We start from the raw sequence: 26,278 nt of genomic DNA on the forward strand, positions 1-26,278 counted from the left end.
TTTCTGCCGACAGGGTCTATGCTTAGTGAATCCTGTAGCAGTGAATAAGCTCAGTGCGCAGGGAACCGGGGCAGAAGAGGAAAGCGTCCCGCGCCATGGATGGCGCGGGCCGAGCGACCAGGGATTGGCTTGAGCGACTTTCCGATCTGCCCCGGTTCTATGCGCAAGACAGGTCTCAAAGCAGGCCAGACCCGACTCTGTCATCATACTCAGGCCAGCGCTCGCTGGCCTTTTTCTGAGCCTTATATCAATCCGTTCTACTCTCTCACTTAAACTGATATAGTTGTTATAGCATTTCCGACCTTTTCTGATGCATAGCATCTCTTTACCCTCGCGACTATACGTCAACCGGGGATGCGACTCTGTAACTTACCGGGATGGAATAGATATGAAATTACAGCAGTTGCGCTATATCGTTGAAGTGGTCAATCACAATCTCAACGTCTCTTCGACGGCGGAAGGTCTCTACACCTCTCAACCCGGCATCAGTAAACAGGTGCGTATGCTGGAAGATGAACTGGGCGTGCAAATCTTTGCCCGCAGCGGTAAACATCTCACCCAGGTCACGCCTGCAGGGGAAGAGATCATCCGTATAGCGCGAGAAGTTCTCTCCAAAGTGGATGCGATTAAATCGGTAGCCGGTGAACACACCTGGCCTGATAAAGGCTCGCTCTATGTCGCAACCACGCACACCCAGGCTCGCTACGCGCTGCCTGGTGTGATCAAAGGATTTATTGAGCGCTATCCTCGCGTCTCTTTGCACATGCATCAGGGTTCTCCAACTCAGATCGCCGAAGCCGTCTCCAAAGGTAATGCAGATTTTGCCATCGCCACCGAAGCCCTGCATCTCTATGACGATTTAATCATGCTGCCGTGCTACCACTGGAATCGGGCGATTGTGGTGACTGCCGATCATCCGCTGGCAGGAAAAGGGCAGGTCACCATTGAGGAGCTGGCCGAATATCCCCTTGTGACCTACACCTTTGGCTTTACCGGGCGTTCAGAACTGGATACGGCTTTCAATCGTGCAGGTTTAACGCCACGCATCGTCTTTACCGCGACTGACGCCGACGTAATCAAAACTTATGTCCGCTTAGGTCTGGGGGTTGGCGTTATCGCCAGCATGGCAGTAGATCCGGTGGCCGATCCTGACCTGATTCGCATTGAAGCCGCCGATATCTTTACCAACAGCACCACTAAGATTGGATTCCGCCGCAGCACCTTCCTGCGCAGCTATATGTATGATTTTATCCAACGTTTTGCACCGCACCTGACGCGCGATGTGGTAGATACTGCGGTTGCGTTGCGCTCCAATGAAGACATTGAAGCGATGTTTAAAGATATCAAACTGCCGTTTAAATAGAATTTAACCTCCCCGCGTAAACATAAGGCTGCCTGGTGCAGCCTTTTTTGTCTCCAGGCTTTAGCGCCAAATGAGACTCAAAAGTTTTTATGATTTTTTTGTAAATGAAACATTGATCACATGTTTCCTCATCGGGCTTTCTTAAATGCGAATTACAACACATTTTTAACTATGTCACTTTGCGGCTTGCCAGGAATATTCCCATACTCCAGTTAAGAGCTAACGTGGGAAGCCAGTAAACATAAGGTTCTTAAGTGTTATCTATAGTTTTGAGTGGATCTGTTTTTAAATTAACTCAAATTTTTTAGCGGGTTTTTTAATTAAATATTAGTTCCGGTATTAATGATTTCTTACGTTACCTGAGCTCATTGATTAATACCGTTAATCGTTGTACTCAATAAAAATAACTGGATTTTTGGCCTTAACGCGTTTAGGATTCCTCCTAAATCTTAATCGATGTTATCAATCATTTTGTTGAGAGTGATTATCAAAAACTATGAATACACGACTGACTGTACAACCGGGTTTCCCGGCAAAAAGCACCAAGGTTGAGCGTACCGGCAACACTCGTCGCAAAGCCTGGTTAACCGTATTCGCTGCCTCTGCGCTGTTTTGGGTAGTTGTCGCGTTAATGATTTGGCGTATCTGGGGCTAAAGCCATGTGGGCAAATACACTCAGCCATAAACGTTCCCTGACCTCGGGTCAGCACAAGACGGTCTCCTGTAAAGGAAAAGAACCCCTTGCAAAGGACGAAAAAGTGTCTATCCCCGATTCATGGGATTTGAGTGATAACCAGAGACTTTTTATTGAGTCGTTTCTGGACCCTAAAAACAAATAACGTTGTCAGACCATTTCTTCGTCACTGTTCTTTTAAAACCGGAATTTCCGGTGGGCCTATAAATGCCCTTACCACATCCTGTACGACCAAAGGGTGTCGCCTCTTTCTATAAGGTGACCGCAAAAACTTTTACGCCCGATTCCGGCGAAGGAGTGAACCAAATGAATATTATTAAAATGTCCTGGCTCAGCGCGTATGCATTCTCCTTTGCGTTCTGGTCTGCGGCGGTGTGGATAACCCTGTAATTTGAATTAAAATCACCTTTTCATGATGCCTCGTGACTTCACGGGGCATTTTCGTTTGCGATCGATTGTAGCAATTTGTGTTGTAATCAAAACGTTAACGAAATTGTGGTCTATCTTTAACATAAACCTTTGTCTCTCTGAGGTTTAAAGACCATGAATGAAAGGAGGAGCTATGTCGTCTACCCTACGCGAGCAGAGTCAGGAAGTACTGCAGGTCGACACCAAAAAATATCACATCTTCAGTCTTCCCCATGCTGCTCAACACCTTGGCAATATCGATCGCCTGCCAAAATCCCTTAAAGTCCTGCTGGAAAATTTACTGCGCTATCAGGATGGTGACTCTGTTACGACGGAGGACATCCAGGCGCTGGTTGACTGGCAAAAAGATGCCCACGCCGATCGTGAAATTGCCTACCGGCCAGCCCGTGTATTAATGCAGGACTTTACTGGCGTGCCTGCGGTAGTCGACCTTGCTGCGATGCGAGAAGCAGTGAATCGGCTAGGCGGCGATGTGGCGAAAGTCAATCCGCTGTCACCGGTTGATCTGGTTATCGACCACTCGGTCACTGTCGACCATTTTGGCAATGATGACGCCTTTGAAGAGAACGTCCGGCTGGAGATGGAGCGAAACCATGAGCGCTACGTCTTTCTCCGCTGGGGCCAGAAGGCGTTTGATAAATTCCGCGTGGTGCCGCCGGGCACCGGTATTTGCCATCAGGTGAACCTGGAATATCTCGGCAAGGCGATCTGGCATGAAACCGTTGATGGTGAAGAGTATGCCTGGCCCGATACGCTGGTCGGTACGGACTCTCACACCACCATGATCAACGCGCTTGGCGTGCTGGGATGGGGAGTAGGGGGAATCGAAGCCGAAGCCGCCATGCTCGGTCAGCCTGTCTCAATGCTTATCCCGGATGTGGTGGGTTTCAAACTTACCGGCAAATTGCGGGCCGGCATTACGGCAACCGACCTCGTGTTAACCGTCACCCAGATGCTGCGTAAGCACGGCGTTGTCGGTAAATTCGTTGAATTTTACGGTGATGGCCTGGCCGATCTGCCGCTGGCAGACCGCGCGACCATCGCCAACATGGCACCGGAATATGGCGCAACCTGCGGATTCTTCCCGGTTGATGACGTCACGCTGAGCTACATGACCCTGACCGGACGTGATGCCGAACAGGTAGCATTAGTGGAAGCCTATGCTAAAGCGCAGGGGCTGTGGCGCAACCCTGGCGATGAGCCGCGTTTTACCAGCACTCTGGCGCTGGATATGAATGAGGTGGAATCGAGTCTCGCAGGACCAAAACGTCCGCAGGATCGGGTGTCGCTGGGCGATGTGCCCGCCGCGTTTGATGCCAGCAATGAGCTGGAAGTGAATCAGGCGCAGAAACCCCATAAAATCGTTGAGTATACCGACAGTGATACCGGGCTGACGCATAAGCTGACCGATGGAGCGGTGGTGATCAGTGCGATTACCTCCTGTACTAACACCTCCAACCCCAGCGTCTTAATGGCGGCCGGTTTACTGGCGAAGAAAGCGGTAGAGCGGGGGCTGAAACGTCAGCCGTGGGTCAAAGCCTCGCTGGCACCCGGTTCTAAAGTGGTTTCAGACTACCTGGCCGTCGCGCAACTGACCTCTTATCTCGACGAGCTGGGCTTTAATCTGGTTGGTTATGGCTGCACCACCTGTATCGGTAACTCCGGCCCGCTGAAAGATGAGATCGAGTCTGCGATCAAAGCAGGCGACCTTACGGTGGGTGCTGTGCTGTCCGGCAACCGCAACTTTGAAGGCCGTATTCATCCGCTGATTAAAACCAACTGGCTGGCGTCGCCGCCGCTGGTGGTGGCCTATGCGCTGGCGGGTAACATGAAGATCAACCTGCAGACCGAGCCGCTGGGCCACGATCGTCAGGGCCAGCCGGTCTACCTGAAAGATATCTGGCCTTCACCGGAAGAGATCGCTACGGCCGTGCAGCAGGTCACCAGCGACATGTTCCACAAAGAGTACGCTGAAGTCTTCGACGGTACGCCAGAGTGGCAGGAGATTAAGGTGAGTGAAGCCGCGACTTACGACTGGGATGAGGGATCGACTTATATTCGTCTGTCGCCTTTCTTTGACGATATGGAGAAAGAGCCTAAGCCGGTGCAGGATATTCGCGGTGCGCGAGTGCTCGCCATGCTGGGCGACTCGGTCACCACTGACCATATTTCACCGGCGGGCAGCATCAAAGCGGAAAGTCCGGCCGGACGGTATCTGCTGTCACACGGCGTGGAGCGTACAGACTTTAACTCCTATGGTTCGCGTCGCGGTAACCATGAAGTGATGATGCGCGGTACGTTCGCCAACATCCGTATCCGCAATGAGATGGTACCCGGCGTGGAGGGCGGTTATACCCGACACTACCCAAGTGGCGAACAGCTGGCCATCTATGATGCGGCAATGAAATATCAGGCGGAAGGCGTGCCGCTGGCGGTCATCGCGGGTCTTGAGTATGGCTCTGGTTCAAGTCGCGACTGGGCGGCGAAAGGACCACGTCTGCAGGGGGTCAGGGTAGTAATTGCGGAATCTTTTGAGCGTATTCACCGCTCAAACCTGATTGGGATGGGCATTCTGCCACTGGAGTTTCCGCAGGGCGTGACCCGCAAAAGCCTGGGGCTGACCGGTGAGGAGCGCATTGACGTGGAAAATCTTCAGGCACTGACGCCTGGCTGCAGCGTTAAAGTGACGCTGACCCGTGCCGACGGCAGTAAGGAAGAGCTGGACACTCGCTGTCGCATCGATACCGGTAATGAGCTGACCTATTACCGCAATGACGGCATCCTGCACTACGTTATCCGCAATATGCTGGACTGATAAAAAAAGCCGGGAAAACCCGGCTTTTTTATGTGGCTTACAACGTCTGTAATAAGAAGCTGTGAGACCGTGGCTGCACACGGAACACGGTCAGATCGGAAAGACGCAAAAGCCGTGATCCATGACATGCCCGGCCCGCGCAATTACGCACCTCATCCCTGAGGTGCGCCCGTACCGGGCCAACGCTTTGCGTTGTTCAAAAACGCTCCCGGCGTTTTTATCCGGGCGGCGGGACGCTTTCCTCTTCTGACCGTGCCCCCTGCGCGTTGAGCTAATCCGTTGCTTGAGGATTCTCTCCGATTGGGCTTCTTCAAGGGTCAGATGCCAGTGAATCCCAGCTTATTTATGACTTCGGCAGCAGATGCCCCATCTTTTCCGCTTTCGTATCCAGATAGTGCGCATTCTTCGGATTACGTCCCACGACCAGCGGCACGCGTTCAACAATGTTGATACCGGCTTCGCTGAGGATCTCCACTTTACGCGGGTTATTGGTCAGCAGTCGCACTTCATTGACGCCCAGCAGTTTGAACATATCGGCGCACAGCGTGAAGTCGCGCTCATCGGCGGCAAAGCCCAGCTGATGGTTCGCTTCTACCGTGTCATACCCTTTGTCCTGCAACGCATAGGCGCGGATCTTATTCAGCAGACCGATGTTACGGCCTTCCTGACGGTGATAGAGCAGTGCGCCGCGACCCTCTTCTGCGATGGCATTGAGAGCGGCTTCCAGCTGAAAACCACAGTCGCAACGCAGGCTGAAGAGTGCATCGCCGGTCAGGCATTCAGAGTGAACGCGCGCCAGTACCGGCTCGTTATCATTAATATCGCCAAAAACCAGTGCAACGTGGTCATGTCCGGTTGCCAGTTCTTCAAAACCAACCATCAGGAAATCTCCCCATGGCGTGGGCAGTTTGGCTTCTGCCACCCGTTTAAGCTGCATGTGACTCTCCAGAACCTTCAGAGGATGCACTATCATCATGATAGTGCACAGGCCAGTGTGGCCCGACAAACGTGCAATATTGTGCCACAACCCGCAAGCGGGCTGGTAATCTCTGATACCAATTGCAGTGATAAAGCACAATTATCCAATCGGCAACGGTTATGTTATTCTTTTTTAAGCTAAAGTTATGCAATTGCTCTCTTTTGACGCCGGGATAAGGGAAGAGGATGTTTAAGATTTCACGTCGTACCACCTTTGGAATGCTGCTGCTGCTGATCATGCCGGTTGCAGTCTGGCTGAGCGGCTGGCGCTGGCAACCAGGCGAAAGCAATGCGCTGCTGAAAGGTCTCTTCTGGATGACCGAGACCGTCACCAACCCCTGGGGCATTGTTACCAGCGTCGTGCTGAGTGCCTGGATGCTCTGGTGCCTGCGCTTTCGGCTGAAGCCAGCTATCTTACTGCTGCTGATCATGAACGCCACCATTCTGGCCGGGCAATACACCAAATCCTATATCAAAGAGCAGATTCAGGAGCCGCGTCCCTATGTGATCTGGCTGGAACAGCATCACGGGCTGGATGAAAAGACCTTCTACGAGCTGAAGCGCAAACAGCGTGGCGAGATGGTAACCTCACTGATTGCCGATGAGACACAGCTCCCAGGCTGGCTGAAACGGCACTGGGCGTTTGAAACCGGTTTCGCGTTCCCGTCGGGACATACTATGTTTGCCGCCAGCTGGGCGCTGCTGGCATTGGGTCTGCTCTGGCCGCGTCGGCACTATAAAACCGTGGTGGTGATCTTTCTGTGGGCCACCGGCGTAATGGCGAGTCGTCTGCTGCTGGGCATGCACTGGCCACGGGATCTGGCGATGGCAACCATACTCTCCTGGCTACTGGTCACCATTGCCACCTGGCTGGCGCAACGATTCTGTGGCCCGCTGACGCTGCCGCCGGAAGAGCAAAAAGAGGTGGCGCAGCGGGAGCCCTGATTGTAATTCACCCGTAAGACCCCATATTATTAGACGGGCCTGCGTAAAAGCGACCCGCCCGATGCTGCTGGGAGCAGCATTTTTGCTGGAGTTTTGGCATAATTCTACCCGACAACCTCACAACAGGATGCACTGTGAAATATTTGCTGATTTTTTTAGTGGTACTGGTCATTTTCATTATTTCCGTCACCCTGGGTGCGCATAACGATCAGGTCATTACATTTAACTATCTGCTGGCGCAGGGTGAGTTCAGCATCTCGACCTTACTGGCATCCCTGTTTGGCGCAGGTTTCGTGCTTGGCTGGATCATCTGCGGTCTGTTCTGGTTACGGACCCGCGTCTCCCTGGCGAATGCCAACCGGAAAATTAAGCGTATGCAGACCCAAATCGAGCAGAGTACTACCCTGGCGACCACGCCATCTTCTCCGGCTGGCCGGGAATAATCCCTGATGCATGAATTGCTGTTTCTGTTACTGCCGGTGGCGGCAGCGTATGGCTGGTATATGGGCCGTCGCAGCGCGCATCAGGATAAGCAACAGGAAGCCAACCGACTGTCACGTGAATATGTCGCTGGCGTAAACTTCCTGCTCTCCAATCAGCAGGACAAAGCGGTCGACCTCTTCCTTGAGATGCTGAAAGAGGACAGCGGCACGGTTGAAGCACACCTGACGCTGGGCAATCTGTTCCGTTCGCGCGGGGAAGTCGACCGCGCCATCCGCATCCATCAGGCTTTAATGGAAAGCGCCTCCCTGAGCTATGAGCAGCGACTGCTCGCCGTACAGCAACTGGGCCGCGACTATATGGCGGCGGGCTTATATGACCGCGCGGAAGACATGTTTAAGCAGCTCACCGATGAAACTGACTTTCGGGTGGGTGCGCTGCAGCAACTGCTGCTGATCCACCAGGCAACCAGCGACTGGCAGCAGGCGATTGAAGTCGCAGAGCGGCTGGTTAAGCTTGGCAAAGAGAAGCAGAAAGGCGAAATAGCCCACTTCTACTGCGAGCTGGCTCTGCAGGCGATGAGCAGCGACGATCTCGATCGTGCCATGAGCCTGCTTAAGAAAGGGGAGTCGGCCGATCGCAACAGCGCACGTATCTCGATCATGATGGGCCGTATCCTGATGGAAAAAGGCGATTACGCTAAAGCGGTGGGCCATCTGCAGCGGGTGCTGGACCAGGATAAAGAGCTGGTGAGTGAAACGCTGGGGATGCTGGAGACCTGTTTCCAGCAGCTCAATCAGCCCGACGCCTGGTCAGAGTTTCTTCATCGCTGTGTTGAAGAGAACACCGGCGCGGCTGCGGAGCTCTATCTGTCTGACATCCTTGAGCAGCAGCAGGGGCCCGAAGCGGCCCAGAATTACATCAGCCGTCAGCTGCAGCGTCATCCTACCATGCGGGTGTTCCACCGCCTGATGGATTTAAACCTGCATGAGGCGGAAGATGGCCGCGCGAAAGAGAGCCTGATGGTGTTGCGCGACATGGTTGGCGAACAGATCCGCACCAAGCCGCGCTATCGCTGCCAGAAGTGTGGCTTTACCGCCCACGCACTCTACTGGCACTGCCCATCCTGCCGCACCTGGTCTTCAGTTAAGCCCATCCGTGGCCTCGACGGCCAGTAAACCGGCCGTTACAGCTGCACTGTTAATAGCCCATTATAGTTACAACATACTAGAGAGCAGGTTAGCTTACAGCCCTCAGCGGCAGTGCATAATTTGCCAGGCAGGAGGGCAATGGCGATTGTGATGGTCAGACACCGCAGGTAGAATGCTTGCCGTTTGTCTATTGCGCCTGCGGGCGCCTGTTGCAGAGGAAATGCCATGCCTTCACCCCACAACGTGACCGCTTCGCCGATTCTGGTAGCGCTGGATTATCATGACCTCGACAGCGCACTGCGTTTCGTCGACCAGATCGATCCCCGCAGTTGCCGCCTTAAAGTAGGCAAAGAGATGTTTACGCTATTTGGCCCCTCGCTGGTTAACACTCTGCAGCAGCGCGGCTTTGAAATCTTCCTCGATCTTAAATTCCACGATATTCCCAACACCACCGCTCATGCCGTGGCGGCCGCTGCCGATCTCGGGGTCTGGATGGTCAACGTCCATGCCAGTGGTGGGGCTCGGATGATGAACGCGGCGCGTGAAGCGCTGCTTCCCTTTGGTAAAGAGGCGCCCCTGCTTATTGCGGTGACTGTACTGACCAGTATGGATGCAGAGGATCTCAAAGGGCTGGGCATTACGCTTTCTCCTGCCGAACAGGCAGAGCGACTGGCGAAGCTGACACTGTCGTGCGGGTTGGATGGTGTGGTCTGTTCCGCCCATGAGGCTGTCCGCTTCAAACAGGTTTTAGGTCAGGAGTTTGCGCTGGTTACGCCGGGGATTCGCCCGGCAGGCAGTGATGCAGGCGATCAGCGTCGCATCATGACACCTGAGCAGGCGAAGCAGGCGGGCGTGGACTATATGGTTATCGGGCGTCCGATCACCCAATCCGCCGATCCTGCCGCCACCCTGCAGGCGATCCTGCACAGTCTGGAGACACAATAATGGCGAAGGATAATCCACTGGTTTACTCAACCGACAGCGGCCGCATTACCCAGCCGGAGCCAGCGACGGAGCGGCCAAAAGGGGATGGCATTGTGCGCATCCAGCGTCAGACCAGTGGTCGCAAGGGAAAAGGCGTCTGCCTGATTACCGGTATCGACCTGGACGACGCGGCATTGACGCTGCTGGCGGCCGAACTCAAAAAGAAGTGCGGCTGCGGGGGTTCGGTGAAAGAGGGCGTTATCGAGATTCAGGGGGATAAGCGCGATTTACTGAAAAGCCTGCTGGAAGCCAAAGGCATGAAGGTCAAACTGGCGGGTGGCTGAAAAAAAATCGGGCTACCGAAGTAGCCCGATTGTTGTGTAGATGCTTAGCGTAGCCGATTATTCTTTTAATAAGGTCTTTAGTGGACCTGATGACCGATAATACCACCGACAGCGGCGCCACCGACTGTGCCGAGTGCGCTACCATTAGTCAATACTGAACCCCCAATCGCACCCGCGCCCGCGCCAATAGCGGTGTTGCGGTCACGTTTAGACCAGTTAGAACAGCCGCTCAGTGCAACAGCTAACGTGGTTGCCAGTACAATGGCAGTGATTCGTTTCATTGTTGTTGTCATACACTTCTCCTTTGATGTGCTCACAGAGGCAACACTCTTAGTATAGCTCCGATATTTCCTCAGCCCGCTTGTGTCGCATCATTGCCGCATCCGTGTCGGCATGGAAATGTGATCACCATGGACAAACCGTTTGTAGCGGGAGAGTCGCAATGCAAACCCGACAGGGCCACGCATTGCCTGAGAGGATTCTAAGCGTTCTGGTTAAATTCCGAAGATAGAAAATTCTGAAATCACGACACATTTTTGCATTCACAGCCATTCCTTCTGCGTTTATAGCCATTTGCTCCATAACTCTTTCGCGTCCGACTCCGCAAAATTCAGGGACGATTGTCAGCAGGAGAAAATAGATGCTGGAACACCTGAAACAACAGGTTCTGGAAGCGAATCTGGATCTACCCAAATACAACCTGGTGACCTTCACCTGGGGCAATGTCAGCGCTGTTGATCGCGAACAGGGTTTGCTGGTGATTAAACCTTCCGGCGTGCGCTATGAAGTGATGAAGCGCGACGACATGGTCGTGGTCGATCTGGCGAGTGGCGACGTGGTGGAAGGGGATAAACGCCCCTCCTCGGACACGGCGACACACCGCGCGCTTTACCTCGCCTGGCCGGAGGTGGGTGGCATTGTCCATACCCATTCGCGGCATGCGACCATCTGGGCCCAGGCAGGACGACCGATTCCTGCCTGGGGAACCACCCACGCCGATGACTTCTATGGTGAGATCCCCTGTACCCGGTCGATGCGCAATGAAGAGATTCAGCACGACTACGAGTGGAACACCGGTGAGGTGATTATCGAGACTTTTGCGCAACGTGGGTTGTCTCCTTCGGCGATCCCGGCGGTACTGGTCAACTCTCATGGCCCGTTTGCCTGGGGGAAAGACGCTCATGCTGCGATACACAGCGCGGTTGTGCTGGAGGAGGTGGCGTATATGGGCCTGTTCAGCCAGCAGCTGACCGCTAATCTGCCGCCGATTAACCAGACGCTGCTTGACCTGCACTACCTGCGAAAGCATGGCGAGAACGCCTGGTACGGGCAAAAATAGCGAGCGGGACGCCACGGCGTCCCGTTTTTTTTAGTCTCATCTGAGACTGGTATGGCGATCTCCATCATAGTTATCAAAACAACAGGTCATTAAAAATAAAACAGCGTTTCATTTTATCGAGGCGATCACTGTTTTGATTACCTCAAGTCACTACTTTGCTTGCATCGCCTTCGGGCACTTCCTGCTCCACCCTCTGGCATAGCAAAGGTGACATCCATATGCATATCAAACGTGCAATAGACAAAATTCCGGGCGGTATGATGCTCATTCCGCTCTTTATCGGCGCACTCTGTCATACGTTTTCTCCAGGCGCCGGGAAATATTTCGGTTCTTTCACCAACGGCCTGATGACCGGCACGGTACCCATTCTGGCCGTCTGGTTTTTCTGTATGGGCGCGTCGATTAAACTCAGCGCCACCGGGACGGTACTGCGTAAATCGGGCACGCTGGTGCTTACCAAGATTGCCGTCGCCTGGGTTGTAGCTGCCATCGCCTCTCGGGTGATGCCGGAGAATGGCGTAGAAGTAGGGATGTTTGCCGGGTTATCGACGCTGGCGCTGGTGGCTGCCATGGATATGACCAATGGCGGCCTTTATGCCTCGATCATGCAGCAATATGGTTCCAAAGAGGAGGCCGGTGCGTTTGTGCTGATGTCTCTGGAGTCCGGGCCATTAATGACCATGGTTATCCTGGGCACCGCCGGCATCGCCTCATTCGAGCCGCACGTGTTTGTGGGGGCGGTCCTGCCGTTTATTGTGGGGTTTGCATTAGGGAATCTTGATCCGGAGCTGCGCGACTTCTTCGGAAAAGCGGTCCATACGCTGATTCCTTTCTTCGCCTTTGCTCTGGGTAACACCATTAACCTGGGTGTCATTGCGGAAACCGGACTGCTGGGCATCATGCTGGGCGTGTCGGTGATCATCATTACCGGTATCCCACTCATTCTGACTGATCGGCTGATTGGGGGCGGGGATGGCACGGCTGGCATAGCTGCATCCAGTACGGCAGGCGCAGCGGTGGCGACACCGGTGCTGATTGCCGAGATGCTGCCGCAGTTTAAACCGATTGCCCCTGCTGCCACGGCGCTGGTGGCAACGTCCGTGATTGTGACCTCCGTGCTGGTGCCGATCATCACGGCCATCTATTCAAAACGTGTTAAGCGTCTTCATGTTGCCGTGGAGCAGCGTGCCGCTATTAAGTAACCCGCCTAATCAATCCCCGACGCGCGAGTCGGGGATCTCTCTGGATTTTGTGTTGTAAATCAATCTCTCATTTGGTCTGGCCTCACTCTGCATTACGCTGATGTGGCGTATTTAACGCATCAAATATAAACAGAGGATGAGACAATGACAGTTATTAACCAAGCAACGTGCAGATTATTTACCGAAGTCGGCAACACCACGCAGTTAGTCGCCTATTACGAAGAAGGGCGTCGTACTATGTGGATGATGTTGCGTGCACAGCCCCGTCCGAGCTTCAACCATGAACTGATTGAGGAGATCATGAATCTGAGCTATGCCGCTCAGCGTTCCGGTCTGCCGATCGACTTCTGGGTTACCGGCTCTCTGGTGCCACAGATGTTCAACGCCGGTGGCGATCTGCGCTTCTTTGTCGAGTGCATTCGCAATAACCGCCGTGAGGCGCTGCGGGCCTATGCCCGTGCCTGCGTTGACTGCATCCATTCGGCAGCACGGGGGTTTGATACCGGCGCGGTGACGCTGGCGATGATTGAGGGCAGTGCGTTAGGCGGCGGATTCGAAGCGGCGCTGGCACATCACTTCATTCTGGCGCAGAACAACGCGCGGATGGGCTTTCCGGAAATTGCTTTTAACCTCTTTCCCGGCATGGGCGGCTACTCACTGGTCGCGCGTCGTTCCGGCATGAAACTGGCAGAGGAGTTAATTTGTGAAGGGGAGTCCCACAGCGCAGAGTGGTATGAAACGCGCGGACTGGTGGATAAAGTCTTCCAGCCTGGCGATAGCTACCGCGCCACCCGCACCTTTATCGATACGTTACGTCCTAAACTCAATGGCGTGCGGGCTATGCTGAAAGCGCGTCAGCGCGTGCTGCAATTGTCACGCGCTGAGCTGATGGATATTACCGAAGATTGGGTCGATTACGCCTTTACCATCGAACCTAAAGACATTGCTTACATGGAACGCCTGGTTCAGTTACAAAACCGCCACAGCGCATCACTGCGTAAAGCGGGTTAATCTGAATTAGCGTTAAACGCGGGCAGGATGCTTAGCCAGCCAATGCCCAAACTGTTCCGCGGGCATTGGTTTTGCGTAGTAGTAGCCCTGACGCCCATCGACACCACTGTTAAGGACAAACTTCTCTTCATCCGGGGTCTCAATACCCTCTGCAATCACCTGCAAATCGAGCGCCTTGGCGACGGCGACGATAGCTCGTACCAGCGATTGTGAGACGGGCTGTTTATTAATATCGCGGATAAAGCTTTGGTCGAGCTTGATGGCATTGATCGGCACACGTGCGAGCTGAGAAAGCGATGAGTAACCGGTGCCGAAGTCATCCAGATGAACCTGTGCGCCCAGCTCCTGAAACTGCTTCATCAGCCGCAGGGCTTCAGCTTCATTCTCAATCAGGCAGCTTTCTGTGAGCTCAATATCGATAGGACAGTCGGTGATATTCGCCTCATGCAGTGCCTGTTTCAGGTCAGTATAGATGCTTTGATCAATCAGCTGACGTGCCGACACGTTGACGGCGACGCGCAGAAAAATGCCCTGCTGTCGCCAGACGATAATCTGTTTCAGCACATTGAGCATGACCCAGCGTCCCAGCGGCACAATCAGTCCCGACTCTTCGGCGTAGGGAATGAAATCAGCAGGGGAGACCAGGCCGCGCTCGGGTGAGTTCCAGCGTACCAGCGCTTCGGCGCTGCGGACTTCACCATCACTGTCGATTTTCGGCTGGTAATGCACCAGCAGGTGATCCAGCTCCAGCGCCTTACGCAGATTGGTGTCCAGCCACAGGTACTCAAAGACCCGCTGGTTCATCTCTGCCGCGAAGACACAGAACTTGCCACGACCGTTCTCTTTGGCGTGATACATCGCGGTGTCAGCATTACGAATAAGGCTCTCGCGATCTTCACCATGCAGCGGCGCGAACGCGATCCCGATAGAGCAACCGCTGTACACTTCGATCAGTCCGATACGGAAAGGCTGACGCAGGCGCTCAAGAATGCGTGAGGACATCGCCTCCAGCGCAGCCTGGCTGGTGTGCTCAGCCAGCACCACAAACTCATCGCCACCCAGCCGGCCCAGAGTCTGGTCTTTACCCAGACAGCTAAGAATCGCCAGTGAAACCGCCTGCAGTAACTGATCGCCGAACATATGACCGTAGGCGTCGTTCACTTTTTTGAAATTATCGAGATCGAGGTAGACCACGCCGGTCTCATCGCGCTCAGATCGCTCCAGCGCCAGGCTAATCTGTTGATGAATTGCGTTGCGATTAGGCAAACCGGTCACCGTATCGGTGTTTGCCAGCACCCGGAGGCGTTCCTGGGCGCGTCGCTCCTCGGTTATGTCGGTGCCAGAACAGATGAGGAAAATTTCATTTTTGCCACTGCCGCTGTGAACAAACTTATTACGAAACAGAAACAGTCGCTGACCTTTTTTGGTTTTAACCCAGCGCTCCACCTCATAGGAGTTACCGTCACGGAAGAAGCCCGCAATGTTGCGTCGTGACTGAGAGGCCTCCTGTTTGGTCATAAAGAGCTGAAAGACGTTACGGCCGATAACCTCATGCTCATTCAGACCGGTGTATTCTTCACTAAGACGGTTAAAACGCTGAATATTGCCGCGCTGATCGAGGATCACAATCACCGAGTTGGCTTCAGAAACCACCTGTTCGGCGAATGAAAGACCCAGGGTTAAGTCGCGGGCGACCGCTGAGGTATCGCCCCAGGCAGAAGCGGTTCCTGCCCAGGTCGCCTGGTTCACTTTGCGTCCGACAAAATGCATCGGAACATCAATGCCCTGCAGCGTCATAGTCAGATTGATGCTTGAAGTGATGACCGGCATCGCGCGTATCATGGCTGCCTGGCCAGGGGTCAACGGCAGGGCGATATTAGTTTGTGACGACTCATCTTCGGCAAAATGCAACGCATCGCTGTCCGCGGTCAGACGCCAATGAGGGCTGGTTGTACCGAAAAGGGTGTACAACAACGTTTGCCCTTGTTCATCGGTCATGGAAACTTCCTCCGGGAAGTGCTCTGCAGGCGTTATCTCATTATTTTAGCAACAGTATTCATCATCTGACGCCAGCACAAGATGCAAACCGAATATATTTTCCCATCCAGATAAGAATGGCACAAAAAAGCCCCGACATTGCGGGGCTGTTTAGTGCGGTCAGCAGGGACATTTACCCAGTTTGCCTGCCTGGCTGGGGAAGCGGGCATCCAGACAGTAACGGTGGAAATCGCGCTCATTCATCGGCGGCTGATCGGGATGATGGAGTCGCATATGCTGCAGATATTTTTGATAATCCTGCACCCCGACCATTAAGCGAAAACATTGTTGCAGGCCGCGCCAGAATCCACGCCAGCTGAATGTCTGTGGCTGTGGGGAGGCGGCAGGCTGGCAGCGGATAATCTGCCACTCTCCCTGCGGACGCCGGGACTGATGAATAGCATCAGACATGACGCACCTCCTTGTTGCGCAGCGTCACAACGGACTCATGCGTAGTAGGAAGATCGCTGCGCAGCGCCCGGCGAATGACAAAGAACGCAGAGATCAGCATCGTGACCGCCACCAGCATAAAGAAGGCGCACAGGGCCGCGTTAATCTGATTGCTGAAGACGATGGTCTGCATATCCGCCACGCTTTTTGCCGGGGCGATGATCACGCCTTCATCCAGCCCTTTGCGGAACTTATTCGCCTGCGCCAGGAAGCCAATCGACGGTTTTTCATGGAAGATTTTCTGCCAGCCGGCAGTCATCGAGGTGATAAACAGCCAGACAGTTGGCAGGATAGTCACCCAGGCGTAACGCTGCTTTTTCATTTTGAACAGCACCACGGTGCCGAGGATCAGCGCCATGGACGCCAGCATCTGATTGCCGATACCAAACAGCGGCCACAGAGTGTTAATGCCGCCGAGCGGATCGACCACGCCCTGATAGACAAAGAAGCCCCAGCCCGCGACCGCCACGGTCGTGCCGGCCATATTGCCCAGCCAGGAGCGGTTATTCGCCATAGAAGGCACCACGGTGCCTGCCAGATCCTGCACCATAAAGCGGCAGGCGCGGGTACCGGCATCGACCGCCGTCAGAATGAACAGCGCTTCAAACAGGATGGCGAAGTGATACCAGAACGCCATCATCGCCCGGCTGTTAAAGATCTCGGTAATGATGTGGGCCATTCCCACCGCGAAGGTTGGCGCGCCGCCTGCGCGGGACAGGATCGAGCCTTCACCCACGTCACGGGCGATGCCGCTCAGCATTTCCGGCGTGACGACAAAGCCCCAGCCGTTGATCACCTGAGAGGCGCTTTCAACGGTGGTACCAATCAGCGCAGCCGGGGAGTTCATGGCAAAGTAGACGCCCGGATCGAGTACCGAGGCACAAATCAGCGCCATGATCGCCACAAAGGATTCCATCAGCATCGCGCCATAGCCAATAAAGCGGATATGACTTTCCCGCTCCACCAGTTTTGGCGTGGTGCCGCTGGAGACCAGCGCATGGAAGCCGGAGATGGCGCCGCAGGCAATCGTAATAAACAGGAACGGGAACATCGCGCCGGAGAAGACCGGGCCGGTACCGTCGATAAATTTGGTGACCGCCGGCATTTTCATCTCTGGCATGGCAAAGACAATCCCCACCGCCAGCCCGACAATCACGCCGATTTTAAGAAAGGTCGAAAGGTAGTCACGCGGAGCCAGCAGCAGCCAGACCGGCAGCACGGAGGCAATAAAGCCGTAGATCACCAGCACCCAGGTCAGTGAGGTGCCTTTCAGGGTAAAGAAGGGCCCCCAGTAAGGATGCTGGGCTACGTCACCACCATAGATAATCGCCGCCATCATCAGCACAAAGCCAATCAGTGAAACTTCGGCGATTTTACCGGGCCGGATAAAGCGCATGTAGACGCCCATAAACAGCGCAATCGGAATGGTGGCCGCGATGGTAAACAGTCCCCACGGACTGTTCGCCAGCGCCTTGACCACCACCAGCGCCAGCGCCGACAGAATAATGATCATGACGCCCAGCGCGCCGAGCATGGTCACCACACCGGCAAACGCACCCAGCTCCTGTCGTGCCATCTCGCCCAGTGAACGGCCATCACGACGGGTTGAGATAAACAGTATCAGGAAATCCTGTACCGCACCTGCCAGCATCACCCCGACCAGGATCCAGATGGTGCCAGGCAGAAAGCCCATCTGCGCCGCCAGAATCGGACCCACCAGCGGGCCGGCACCGGCAATAGCCGCAAAGTGGTGACCAAACAGCACCCATTTATTGGTCGGGACATAATCGAGCCCGTCGCTCAGCCGCTCGGCAGGCGTCATCCGGCGGTCGTCCAGTTCGAAAATATTGCGGGCGATAAACAGGCTGTAGAAGCGATAAGCGATGCTGTAACAGGCGACAGCGGCTATCACCAGCCAGACTGCGTTGACGTGTTCGCCGCGGCTGAGGGCCAGCATGGCGAAAGCGCCCGCGCCGATTAACGCCACCACTAACCAGATCGCACTGGTTTTGACGTTTTTCATGACTAACTCCTTGTGAGGACCGAGAGGAAAGCGATCGAAAACAACGAGTCAAACTTAATGTAATGGAATGTAAGTGAAAGTTAATCAGTGGAGAAGTGTGAAGCGGGGTACAAATTTAACTTTTTTGCAATGCGGGCGGGGTGGAAACAGACGGGATAACCGGAGTTATCCCGCCCGATTGACTGCTCAGTACGTCACTACTCAGACGGCGGGGCGCGCCACGACGCTGCGGGTTTCCATGCGGACTTCGGCGATGGTGACATCAATCACATCGGTCACACGGTAAACCACTTCGCCTTTGATCTGAACGCTGCCATTTTCCTGGCTGCAGACCAGCTCATCACGCACCGCGTGAATGAACGGCGCCGGGATAAAGGCGACCGCGCCAAACTCCAGCAGGCGAACACGCATGCCACCACGTGACACATCGATAATCTCGGCGCTGAAGCGACGGTCGGTTGCTGCAAACGGCGCCAGATAACGGGCGTAGAGCCAGTCGCCAACATCACGTTCCGCCATGCGGTTCAGGCGGCGGCGCTCACTCATCGTCACCGTCAGCGCATCATCCGGACGAGCGATCTGCTCACCGCGAATAATCGCTTTCAGCAGACGATGGTTGACCATGTCACCGAACTTACGAATCGGTGAGGTCCATGTGGCGTAAGCCTCAAGTCCCAGGCCAAAGTGCGGGCCAGGCTCGGTGCTGATCTCAGCGAAGGTCTGGAAGCGACGGATCCGGCTGTCGAGGAACTGGGTCGGCTGGGCATCAAGCTCACGACGCAGCACGCGGAAACCTTCCAGCGTGGTGATCGCCTGCGCATCCACGGTAATACCATGGTTGGCCAGCACGGCCGCGGCCTGTTCAGCATTGGTGGCATCGAAACCGGCATGGACGTTGTAGATACCAAAACCGAGACGGTCACGCAGCACTTTCGCCGCGCAGACGTTGGCCAGAATCATAGACTCTTCGACAATGCGGTTAGCGATGCGGCGCGGTTCAGCCACAATCTCCAGCACTTCACCTTTTTCACCCAGCAGGAAGCGGTAATCCGGGCGATCTTTAAACACCAGCGCGTGAGTCTGACGCCACTCGCTGCGCGCCAGGCAGAGGCGATGCAGCAGGCGAATCTGTTCAGCAATCGCCTCACTTTCCGGCTGCCATGAGCCGCTGTTTTCCAGCCAGTCAGAGACGTCGTCATACGCCAGCTTGGCTTTGGATTCGATCCAGGCGGCAAAGAACTCAACGTCATCACCTAAGCTGCCATCGGCTGCCACGGTTACGCGGCAGGCCAGGGCCGGACGGCGCACATTCGGACGCAGCGAGCAGACATCATCAGAGAGTTCGCGCGGCAGCATCGGGATGTTAAAGCCCGGCAGGTAGTTGGTAAACGCACGCTGCGCCGCCAGCTTATCGAGCTGACTGCCTTCCGGCACATAGGCGGTAGGGTCGGCGATAGCGATGGTCAGACGCAGGGCGCCATCGTCCAGGGCTTCCGCAAAGAGCGCATCATCCATATCCTGGGTGCTGGCGCTGTCGATGGTAACGAAATCCAGCGCGGTCAGATCTTCACGCGTCAGATTTTCATCCAGCATCTCGCCAAAACTGACATCGGGCGCTTCACGCTCAAGGTTATGACGCGACAGCGTCACCCACCACGGCGCCAGATGGTCATCAGCTTTGACAATAAAATCGGTGAGTTCGGCATAAAAGCCGCGATCGCCTTTCAGCGGATGGCGACGCATCTCCGCCACGGCCCAGTCACCATTCTCAAACTCATGGCTGACATCGCGCGCAGGGCGACACTGGATCGCATCCTTCAGCAGGGGGTGATCCGGCACAATCGACAGGCGATCGTCTTTCTTCTGTACCCGGCCAACAAAGCGGTTCAGGAACGGCTCAACCAGGGTTTCCGGCTCAGCGCTTTCGCGATCTTTATCGCTGTGGATCACGGCGGTGATACGATCGCCATGCATCACTTTCTTCATCTGCGGTGGCGGAATGAAGTAACTTTTTTGCGCATCGACTTCCAGAAAGCCGAAGCCTTTTTCAGTGCCTTTTACGACGCCTTCAGCACGAGGCGTTTGCGAATGGAGCTTCTGTTTCAGCTGCGCGAGCAGCGGGTTATCCTGGAACATAATTTTTACGTTTCGTTGGCTGATTGCGGCTGACAGTTTTACGCGAATCGACGTCGCGCGGCAAGGCAAAAAGCCGGACGAGCCGGCTTTTTAGGGGGGAGTGAAAGGGCTGTCAGGCGATGCGCTGATCGGCCAGTGCCTCAGAGAGTTCCAGCTTCACCGGCACCGATTTTGAGGTCGGTGTACCACTGTCATCACCAAAGCTGTTCAGCGGCACCAGCGGGTTGGTTTCCGGATAATAGGCCGCCAGGTTACCGCGCGGAATATTGTAGGGAACCAGTTTGAATCCGCTGACGCGACGGGTAATGCCATCATTCCACAGCGTTTCGATATCGACATTCTGGCCTTCGGTAAAGCCCAGGTCTGCCATATCGTCCGGGTTGATGAACACCACTTCACGCTGACCAAACACGCCACGGTAACGGTCATCAAGGCCGTAAATGGTGGTGTTGTACTGGTCGTGCGAACGCAGCGTCTGCAGGGTAAAAGGCACGTCCTGATCAAGATTCGGGAACAGTGAGGTCGGCAGCGCCGAGGCGTTGAACTCCGCTTTCTGGCTCGGGGTATTGAAGCGCAACTCGGCTGCTGCGTTGCCCAGATAGAAACCGCCCGGGATGTCACATTTGGCGTTAAAGTCGGCAAAGCCCGGAATCGTCGCGGCGATGTGCTCACGGATCAGGTTGTAATCACCCGCCAGCTCGCGCCATTTCACTTTTTCATCACCCAGCACCGCCTCGGCGATACCGGCAACAATCCAGGTCTCAGAACGCTGTGTTTCCGCCAGCGGAATACCGATCCCTTCAGAGGCGTGCACCATGCTGAAGGAGTCTTCCACGGTAATAAACTGATTGCCGGTGGCCTGCAGATCGCGCTCGGTGCGGCCCAGCGTCGGCAGAATCAGCCCATCGTGACCCGGCACCAGATGGCTGCGGTTCAGTTTGGTGCTGATATGCACGGTCAGACCACAGCGTGACATCGCCTCTTCGGTGCGCGGTGAGTCGGGTGCGGCGGCCGCCAGGTTGCCACCCAGCGCGATCAGCACTTTCACTTCATCACGCAGCATGGCGTTCAGCGCTTCCACGGTGTTGTGGCCTGCCGCACGCGGGGGCTCGAAATTGAAATGATTCCCCAGCGCATCCAGGAAGGCTTTCGCCGGTTTCTCATCGATGCCCATGGTGCGGTTGCCCTGCACATTACTGTGACCGCGAACCGGGCAGAGGCCTGCGCCTTTTTTGCCCAGCTGGCCAAACAGCAACTGCAGGTTGGTGATCTCGCGCACCGTGTCGACAGAGTGTTTGTGCTGGGTGATGCCCATCGCCCAGGTACAGATCACCCGGTCAGCGCTCTGGTAGATCGCCGCGGCTTCACGGATCTGCGCCTGCGTCAGGCCCGACTGCGCCACAATCTGCATCCAGCTGGTGTTATCCACGGCGTCGAGATACGCCTCAATGCCGTTGGTTTTGGCATTGATAAAGGTCTGATCGAACAGGCCGCTTTCGCCAGCCGCCAGACGCGCGCGATGGGTTTCCAGCAGGGATTTCACCATGCCGCGCACCGCTGCCATATCACCGCCCAGGTTCGGCTGATAATAGGAGGAGCTGATGTTGCCCGCTTTCGAGGTCACCACTTCCAGTGGTTTCTGCGGATCGGCAAAACGTTCCAGACCGCGTTCGCGCAGGGTATTAAAGGTGACGATTTTCGCACCGTGATCGGCAGCGTGACGCAGGCTGTGCAGCATACGCGGATGGTTAGTGCCGGGATTCTGACCGAAGACAAAAATGGCATCTGCGTGGTCGAAATCATCCAGACGAATGGTGCCTTTACCGACGCCAATGCTGCGCTTCAGGCCGGTGCCGCTGGCTTCGTGGCACATATTGGAGCAGTCAGGGAAGTTATTGGTCCCCATCAGGCGACCAAAAAGCTGATAGAGCCAGGAGGCTTCATTGCTGGCGCGACCGGAGGTGTAGAGCTCCATCTGATCCGGATGATCCATCGCCTTGATGTGCTGCGCGATCAGCGCAAACGCATCATCCCAGCTGATGGGCTCGTAGTGGTCGGTTTCCGCGTTGTAGCGCAGCGGATGAGTCAGACGTCCCTGATACTCCAGGAAGTAGTCACTCTGGGTATAGAGCGTGGTTACGCTGTGTTTGGCGAAAAAGTCGGTGTCGACCATCCGGCGTGTCGCTTCCCAGGTCACCGCTTTGGCGCCATTCTCGCAGAAGCTGAAGGTACTTTTATTGTCATCACCCCAGGCGCAGCCTGGACAGTCAAAACCGCGTGCTTTGTTCATGCGCATCAGGTTGCGCATATTTTTCAGGGCCGCTTTGCTGTCAAGAACGAAACGCGTGGTGGCTTCCAGTGAACCCCAGCCGCCCGCTGCCGCGCGATAGGGTTTGATTTGGCGTTTAAATTTCATATTGAGTGCAGGCTTTTTATAGTAGGAATTATTGTTTGGTGTTTGTTATCAGGTTATATCCTGATGGTGAAAGGAAGTCTGCAGCTATCCTCATACCTTGTCTAATTGATTGACTTAATGGTGCGATAGCTGGCGTTTATCGTGCATAAGCCAGAAATGTGATGCTGGTCAGATTTTACCCGCCTTTAACCTGCTGATAACGGGAGTTCTCCCGACAACAGGCTAATACTTGCTGTTCACAATCAGAGAGGGCACGACTCCATGAAACAGCTGACCAGCCAGATTCATGCATTTGGCAAAGCGTTGATGATGCCAATCTCGGTCATCGCTGCCGCAGGTATCTTCCTTGGGCTGGCGGCGGCCATGCAGAACCCGGCGGTCACCGGCGATGCCTTTGCGCAGATGCAGGTGCCGCAGTTAATTATCGGCTTTATTCGCAAGGTTGCCGGAGCGCTATTCGCTAATCTGCCGGTCTTCTTTGCGGTAGCGAGTGCCATCGGACTGGCGAAAGCGGAAAAACCTACCGCCGCCTTTGCCGCGGTGATTGGCTATATCGTGATGAACGTTGGTATCAGCGCGACGCTGGCGGCCAAGGGGATCACCGCCGCCACCACTACACCTGCAGCCCTGCAGCAGGCGGGGATGGATCAGACCACCGCCATGATGACCTCGGCGGAATATATCAACATGCTGGGCGTCTTTACCTACAACATGAGCGTACTGGGCGGGGTGATTGCCGGACTGGTAACGGTGGCGCTGCACAATCGCTTTTATACCCAGCAATTGCCTACCGCGATCAGCTTCTTTGGCGGACGGCGTTTTGTGCCGATTGTGACCGTGATCTGTCTGCCACTGATTGGAGTATTGCTGGCGCTGATCTGGCCGACCATTGGCGACGGTATCGCCTGGATTGGACAGATGATTGGCAAAAGCGGGCAGTATGGCGCTTTTCTGCTGGGGGCCTTTGAGCGCATCCTGATCCCCACCGGCCTGCATCATATCCTTAACGAAACCGTGCGTTTCACGCCTATTGGCGGCATGGCGGTGGTCGATGGCCAGACCGTGGTTGGCGCACTGAACATCTTCAACGCGTCACTGACTCATCCGGGATCGATCCCCGATGAGACGCTGCGCACCGCCACGCAGTTTCTGGCGCAGGGCAAGATTCCGGTGATGATGTTCGGCCTGCCCGCCGCGGCGCTGGCGATCTATCACACCGCCCGACCCGAGCATAAACAGCGGGTGAAAGCACTGGTCATGGCGGGGGCGCTGACCTCCTTCACCACCGGCATCACCGAACCGCTGGAGTTCTGCTTTATCTTTGTCTCGCCGGTGCTCTATCTGCTGCACGCTTTCCTGACCGGCCTGTCGTTTATGCTGATGTCGATGCTGCATCTGATGATTGGCAACGTGCAGGGCGGTGTTATCGACCTGGTGGTGTTCGGCATGCTGGGTGGGGCAAAAACCCACTGGTGGTGGACGCTGGCGCTGGGTGTGATCTATGCGCCGATCTACTACTACGCTTTCCGGCTGGTGATCACCCGGATGAATGTTGAAACGCCGGGCCGTGAATCGGAGGATGAGAAACCGCAACAGGTCGCCGCGGATGAACGGACTCAGGTCATTATCAGCGGGCTGGGCGGGCAGGCCAATATCGAGGATGTCGATTGCTGCTTTACCCGGCTGCGCGTACGGGTCAAAGAGATGAATCAGGTGGTCGATCAGACGCTGATGAGCACCGGTGCCAACGGGGTCAATCGCGTCAGCGAGCACGACATTCAGGTGATCTACGGCCCGCAGGTCGAGAAGATCGCCAACGAGGTAAAAATGGCGCTGGGCGTCGCTTAACGGCAGCCTGTCTCACTCTTCGTCACAACGCTAACCGCCCGACGCCCGTGGGCGGTTAGCGCCTGTTCCCGGAGGCGCTCCGCCCGCTGCCGTCCCGCTTATTGTAACTAAAAAAAGCCCAGCCCTAATGGGGCGTACCTTTTTGCCGATATAGCGACTAATCCTCTTACTTTTCGGAACACCGCGATGTCGTTAAAAAAATCCTCCCTGATTATCTTCTCCTTCCTGCTGGCGCTGTTTCTTACCAGCGTGGCAATCAGTACCTGGCTGCTAATTCAGAGCAATCACTCGCTGAATGCGGTTAACAAAGAGATCCGCGTGGTGCTCTCGGTGATTGACCCAATCAACCACAGCCGCACGCTGCGTGTGCGTCTGATGGAGTACATGAAGGAGATTGAGGGCAGTGACGCAAATAATCCCGCCACGCTGGACAGCGTTCGGACCGTGGCCGGCAAAGCGGATGCTGCATTTCAGGCCTATATGAACGCGCCGCGTCTGCCGGGCGAAGAGGCGGAAGCCGACGCCTATAGCCAGGCTTATCAGGCCTATCGTCAGCAGGGTTTACAGCCGTTGATTGAGGCGGCAGAGGCGCACGATCAGGTGCGCTTTAAAAATCAGATCGCCACCGTGGTTCGCCTTGACCGTCAGTATGAAATCATTCTGGACCGGGTGCTGGCCCAGCATGAAACCTATGCCAAAAAACTTAACAGCGATGCACAGAGTCACTTCACCTCCGGCATTACCCTGCTGGGGCTGTTTGGGGTGCTGTTTTTCGCCATCATCGTCGCCATTTACATCTTCATGAAGCGCTATGTGCTTTCGCCGATCAATGATGCGCAGGAACACTGCAAGCTGATTGCGGCGGGCGTCCTGGATACCACGGTGCCGGTCAAAGCCGGTTCGCGCAGTGAAATTCAGTTGCTGATGGGCTCGCTGGAGCAGATGCGCAGCGCGCTGACCGCCATTATTCTCCAGGTGCGCGATTCAACCCGCTCAGTCTCCACCGCCTCTCAGGAGATTGCGGCGGGCAACATCGATCTCGCCTCGCGAACCGAACAGCAGGCCGCCGCGCTGACGGAAACCGCTGCCAGCATGGAGCAGCTGGGCGCAACGGTGAAACAGAACACTGAAAACGTCTTTGAAGCCTGCCGCCTGACCAGTGAAGCGGTGAAAAACGCGGAAAGCGGCGAAAAGGTCTCGCAGGAAGTGGTGACATCGATGGCGCTGATTAATGCCAGCTCGAAGAAGATCGAGGAGATCACCACCGTGATCGACAGCATCGCCTTTCAGACCAATATTCTGGCGCTGAACGCGGCTGTGGAAGCCGCCAGGGCGGGTGAACAGGGTCGCGGTTTTGCGGTGGTGGCAGGGGAAGTCCGTAATCTGGCCCAGCGCAGCGCCACCGCAGCCAAAGAGATTGAGGGGCTGATTGCGGAATCTGTTTCGATCATCCACGCCGGTTCCGATCAGGTCAGCCGGACCGGTGAGGCGATGAGCGCCATTATCTCCTCTGTCAGCCGCGTGAATCTGCTGATGGAGCACATCTCAACCGCTTCTGATGAACAGAGTCGCGGTATCGGTCAGATTGAGCAGGCGGTTACCGAGATGGACAGCGTCACACAGCAGAACTCGGCGCTGGTGCAGGAGTCTGCCGCAGCATCTGCCTCGCTGGAAGAGCAGGTGCAGTATCTGACGCAGTCGGTCTCCACCTTCCGTCTGGCAAACCGTTAAT

Annotated in this window: 20 protein-coding genes; 13 read left to right on the top strand and 7 right to left on the bottom strand. The window is 55.4% G+C overall.

Going from position 1 to position 26,278, the window contains the following annotated elements; translation table 11 throughout:
* The first annotated feature begins 388 nt into the window (after positions 1-388).
* The 3 genes from cysB (at position 389) to acnA (ending at position 5,301) form a co-directional block, all read left to right on the top strand.
* Positions 389-1,363 (top strand): HTH-type transcriptional regulator CysB, encoded by a 975-nt coding sequence (gene cysB / locus OK412_RS07055; protein ID WP_003853865.1) that lies wholly within the window; start codon positions 389-391, stop codon positions 1,361-1,363.
* A gap of 496 nt (positions 1,364-1,859) precedes the next feature.
* Positions 1,860-2,018, top strand: coding sequence for a YmiA family putative membrane protein (locus OK412_RS07060; protein ID WP_071778593.1), 159 nt, complete (start codon positions 1,860-1,862; stop codon positions 2,016-2,018).
* Between the two features lie 601 nt (positions 2,019-2,619).
* Positions 2,620-5,301, top strand: a complete 2,682-nt coding sequence (gene acnA / locus OK412_RS07065; protein WP_089414143.1) for an aconitate hydratase AcnA — start codon at positions 2,620-2,622, stop codon at positions 5,299-5,301.
* A gap of 343 nt (positions 5,302-5,644) precedes the next feature.
* On the opposite strand, the gene ribA is transcribed toward acnA, so the two are convergent.
* Entirely contained in the window at positions 5,645-6,238 is a 594-nt protein-coding gene (ribA, locus tag OK412_RS07070; RefSeq protein WP_010244482.1) for a GTP cyclohydrolase II, read from the bottom strand.
* Between the two features lie 227 nt (positions 6,239-6,465).
* Here ribA and pgpB point away from each other — a divergent pair, with 227 nt between their 5' ends.
* The 5 genes from pgpB to yciH all read left to right on the top strand — a co-directional run bounded on the left by pgpB (position 6,466) and on the right by yciH (position 10,084).
* Positions 6,466-7,224 carry a phosphatidylglycerophosphatase B gene (gene pgpB / locus OK412_RS07075; RefSeq protein WP_033769163.1) on the top strand — a complete coding sequence of 253 codons (759 nt, stop codon included), beginning with the start codon at positions 6,466-6,468 and terminating at the stop codon, positions 7,222-7,224.
* Positions 7,225-7,358: 134 nt separating this feature from the next.
* A complete protein-coding gene (locus OK412_RS07080) occupies positions 7,359-7,667 on the top strand; it encodes a LapA family protein (protein ID WP_010670247.1) in 309 nt (102 codons plus the stop codon).
* 6 nt (positions 7,668-7,673) lie between these two features.
* The gene (gene lapB, locus OK412_RS07085) at positions 7,674-8,843 is read left to right on the top strand and encodes a lipopolysaccharide assembly protein LapB (RefSeq protein ID WP_010244490.1); all 1,170 of its coding nucleotides are present in this window, start codon (positions 7,674-7,676) and stop codon (positions 8,841-8,843) included.
* A 198-nt stretch (positions 8,844-9,041) separates the two neighbouring features.
* The gene (pyrF, locus tag OK412_RS07090) at positions 9,042-9,761 is read left to right on the top strand and encodes an orotidine-5'-phosphate decarboxylase (RefSeq protein WP_022625580.1); all 720 of its coding nucleotides are present in this window, start codon (positions 9,042-9,044) and stop codon (positions 9,759-9,761) included.
* Entirely contained in the window at positions 9,761-10,084 is a 324-nt protein-coding gene (yciH, locus tag OK412_RS07095) for a stress response translation initiation inhibitor YciH (RefSeq protein ID WP_022625581.1), read from the top strand. The genes pyrF and yciH overlap by 1 nt, the downstream gene beginning before the upstream one ends.
* A 77-nt stretch (positions 10,085-10,161) precedes the next feature.
* On the opposite strand, the gene osmB is transcribed toward yciH, so the two are convergent.
* A complete protein-coding gene (osmB, locus tag OK412_RS07100; RefSeq protein WP_159226464.1) occupies positions 10,162-10,377 on the bottom strand; it encodes an osmotically-inducible lipoprotein OsmB in 216 nt (71 codons plus the stop codon).
* Between the two features lie 347 nt (positions 10,378-10,724).
* Between osmB and araD the strand changes: the two genes are divergently transcribed.
* The 3 genes from araD to OK412_RS07115 all read left to right on the top strand — a co-directional run bounded on the left by araD (position 10,725) and on the right by OK412_RS07115 (position 13,636).
* Entirely contained in the window at positions 10,725-11,423 is a 699-nt protein-coding gene (araD, locus tag OK412_RS07105) for an L-ribulose-5-phosphate 4-epimerase (RefSeq protein ID WP_264352920.1), read from the top strand.
* Positions 11,424-11,641: 218 nt separating this feature from the next.
* Positions 11,642-12,625, top strand: a complete 984-nt coding sequence (gene kdgT, locus OK412_RS07110) for a 2-keto-3-deoxygluconate transporter (RefSeq protein WP_010244511.1) — start codon at positions 11,642-11,644, stop codon at positions 12,623-12,625.
* Positions 12,626-12,769: 144 nt separating this feature from the next.
* Positions 12,770-13,636, top strand: coding sequence for a crotonase/enoyl-CoA hydratase family protein (locus OK412_RS07115; RefSeq protein WP_003853843.1), 867 nt, complete (start codon positions 12,770-12,772; stop codon positions 13,634-13,636).
* Between the two features lie 12 nt (positions 13,637-13,648).
* Here OK412_RS07115 and pdeR read toward each other — a convergent pair whose 3' ends face one another.
* From pdeR to OK412_RS07140, 5 genes are all read right to left on the bottom strand, one after another.
* On the bottom strand, positions 13,649-15,634 hold the full coding sequence (gene pdeR / locus OK412_RS07120; RefSeq protein ID WP_010244518.1) for a cyclic di-GMP phosphodiesterase: 1,986 nt from the start codon (positions 15,632-15,634) through the stop codon (positions 13,649-13,651).
* A 159-nt stretch (positions 15,635-15,793) separates the two neighbouring features.
* Positions 15,794-16,084: a YbdD/YjiX family protein gene (locus OK412_RS07125; RefSeq protein ID WP_167432872.1), complete on the bottom strand. Its 291-nt coding sequence runs from the start codon at positions 16,082-16,084 to the stop codon at positions 15,794-15,796.
* Positions 16,077-18,146: a carbon starvation CstA family protein gene (locus OK412_RS07130; protein ID WP_010244523.1), complete on the bottom strand. Its 2,070-nt coding sequence runs from the start codon at positions 18,144-18,146 to the stop codon at positions 16,077-16,079. Before OK412_RS07130 ends, OK412_RS07125 begins: the two co-directional genes overlap by 8 nt.
* 201 nt (positions 18,147-18,347) lie before the next feature.
* Positions 18,348-20,282, bottom strand: coding sequence for an exoribonuclease II (locus OK412_RS07135; RefSeq protein WP_264352921.1), 1,935 nt, complete (start codon positions 20,280-20,282; stop codon positions 18,348-18,350).
* A gap of 112 nt (positions 20,283-20,394) precedes the next feature.
* The gene (locus tag OK412_RS07140) at positions 20,395-22,698 is read right to left on the bottom strand and encodes an FdhF/YdeP family oxidoreductase (RefSeq protein ID WP_033757827.1); all 2,304 of its coding nucleotides are present in this window, start codon (positions 22,696-22,698) and stop codon (positions 20,395-20,397) included.
* Positions 22,699-22,959: 261 nt separating this feature from the next.
* Here OK412_RS07140 and OK412_RS07145 point away from each other — a divergent pair, with 261 nt between their 5' ends.
* Together OK412_RS07145 and OK412_RS07150 are read left to right on the top strand one after the other, a co-directional pair.
* Positions 22,960-24,546: a PTS transporter subunit EIIC gene (locus OK412_RS07145; RefSeq protein WP_124890008.1), complete on the top strand. Its 1,587-nt coding sequence runs from the start codon at positions 22,960-22,962 to the stop codon at positions 24,544-24,546.
* 186 nt (positions 24,547-24,732) lie between these two features.
* Entirely contained in the window at positions 24,733-26,277 is a 1,545-nt protein-coding gene (locus OK412_RS07150; RefSeq protein WP_061901407.1) for a methyl-accepting chemotaxis protein, read from the top strand.
* The last annotated feature ends 1 nt before the right edge of the window (position 26,278 follow it).

The organism is Pantoea sp. JV6 (genome assembly GCF_025910055.1).
Classification (GTDB): Bacteria; Pseudomonadota; Gammaproteobacteria; order Enterobacterales; family Enterobacteriaceae; genus Pantoea; species Pantoea agglomerans.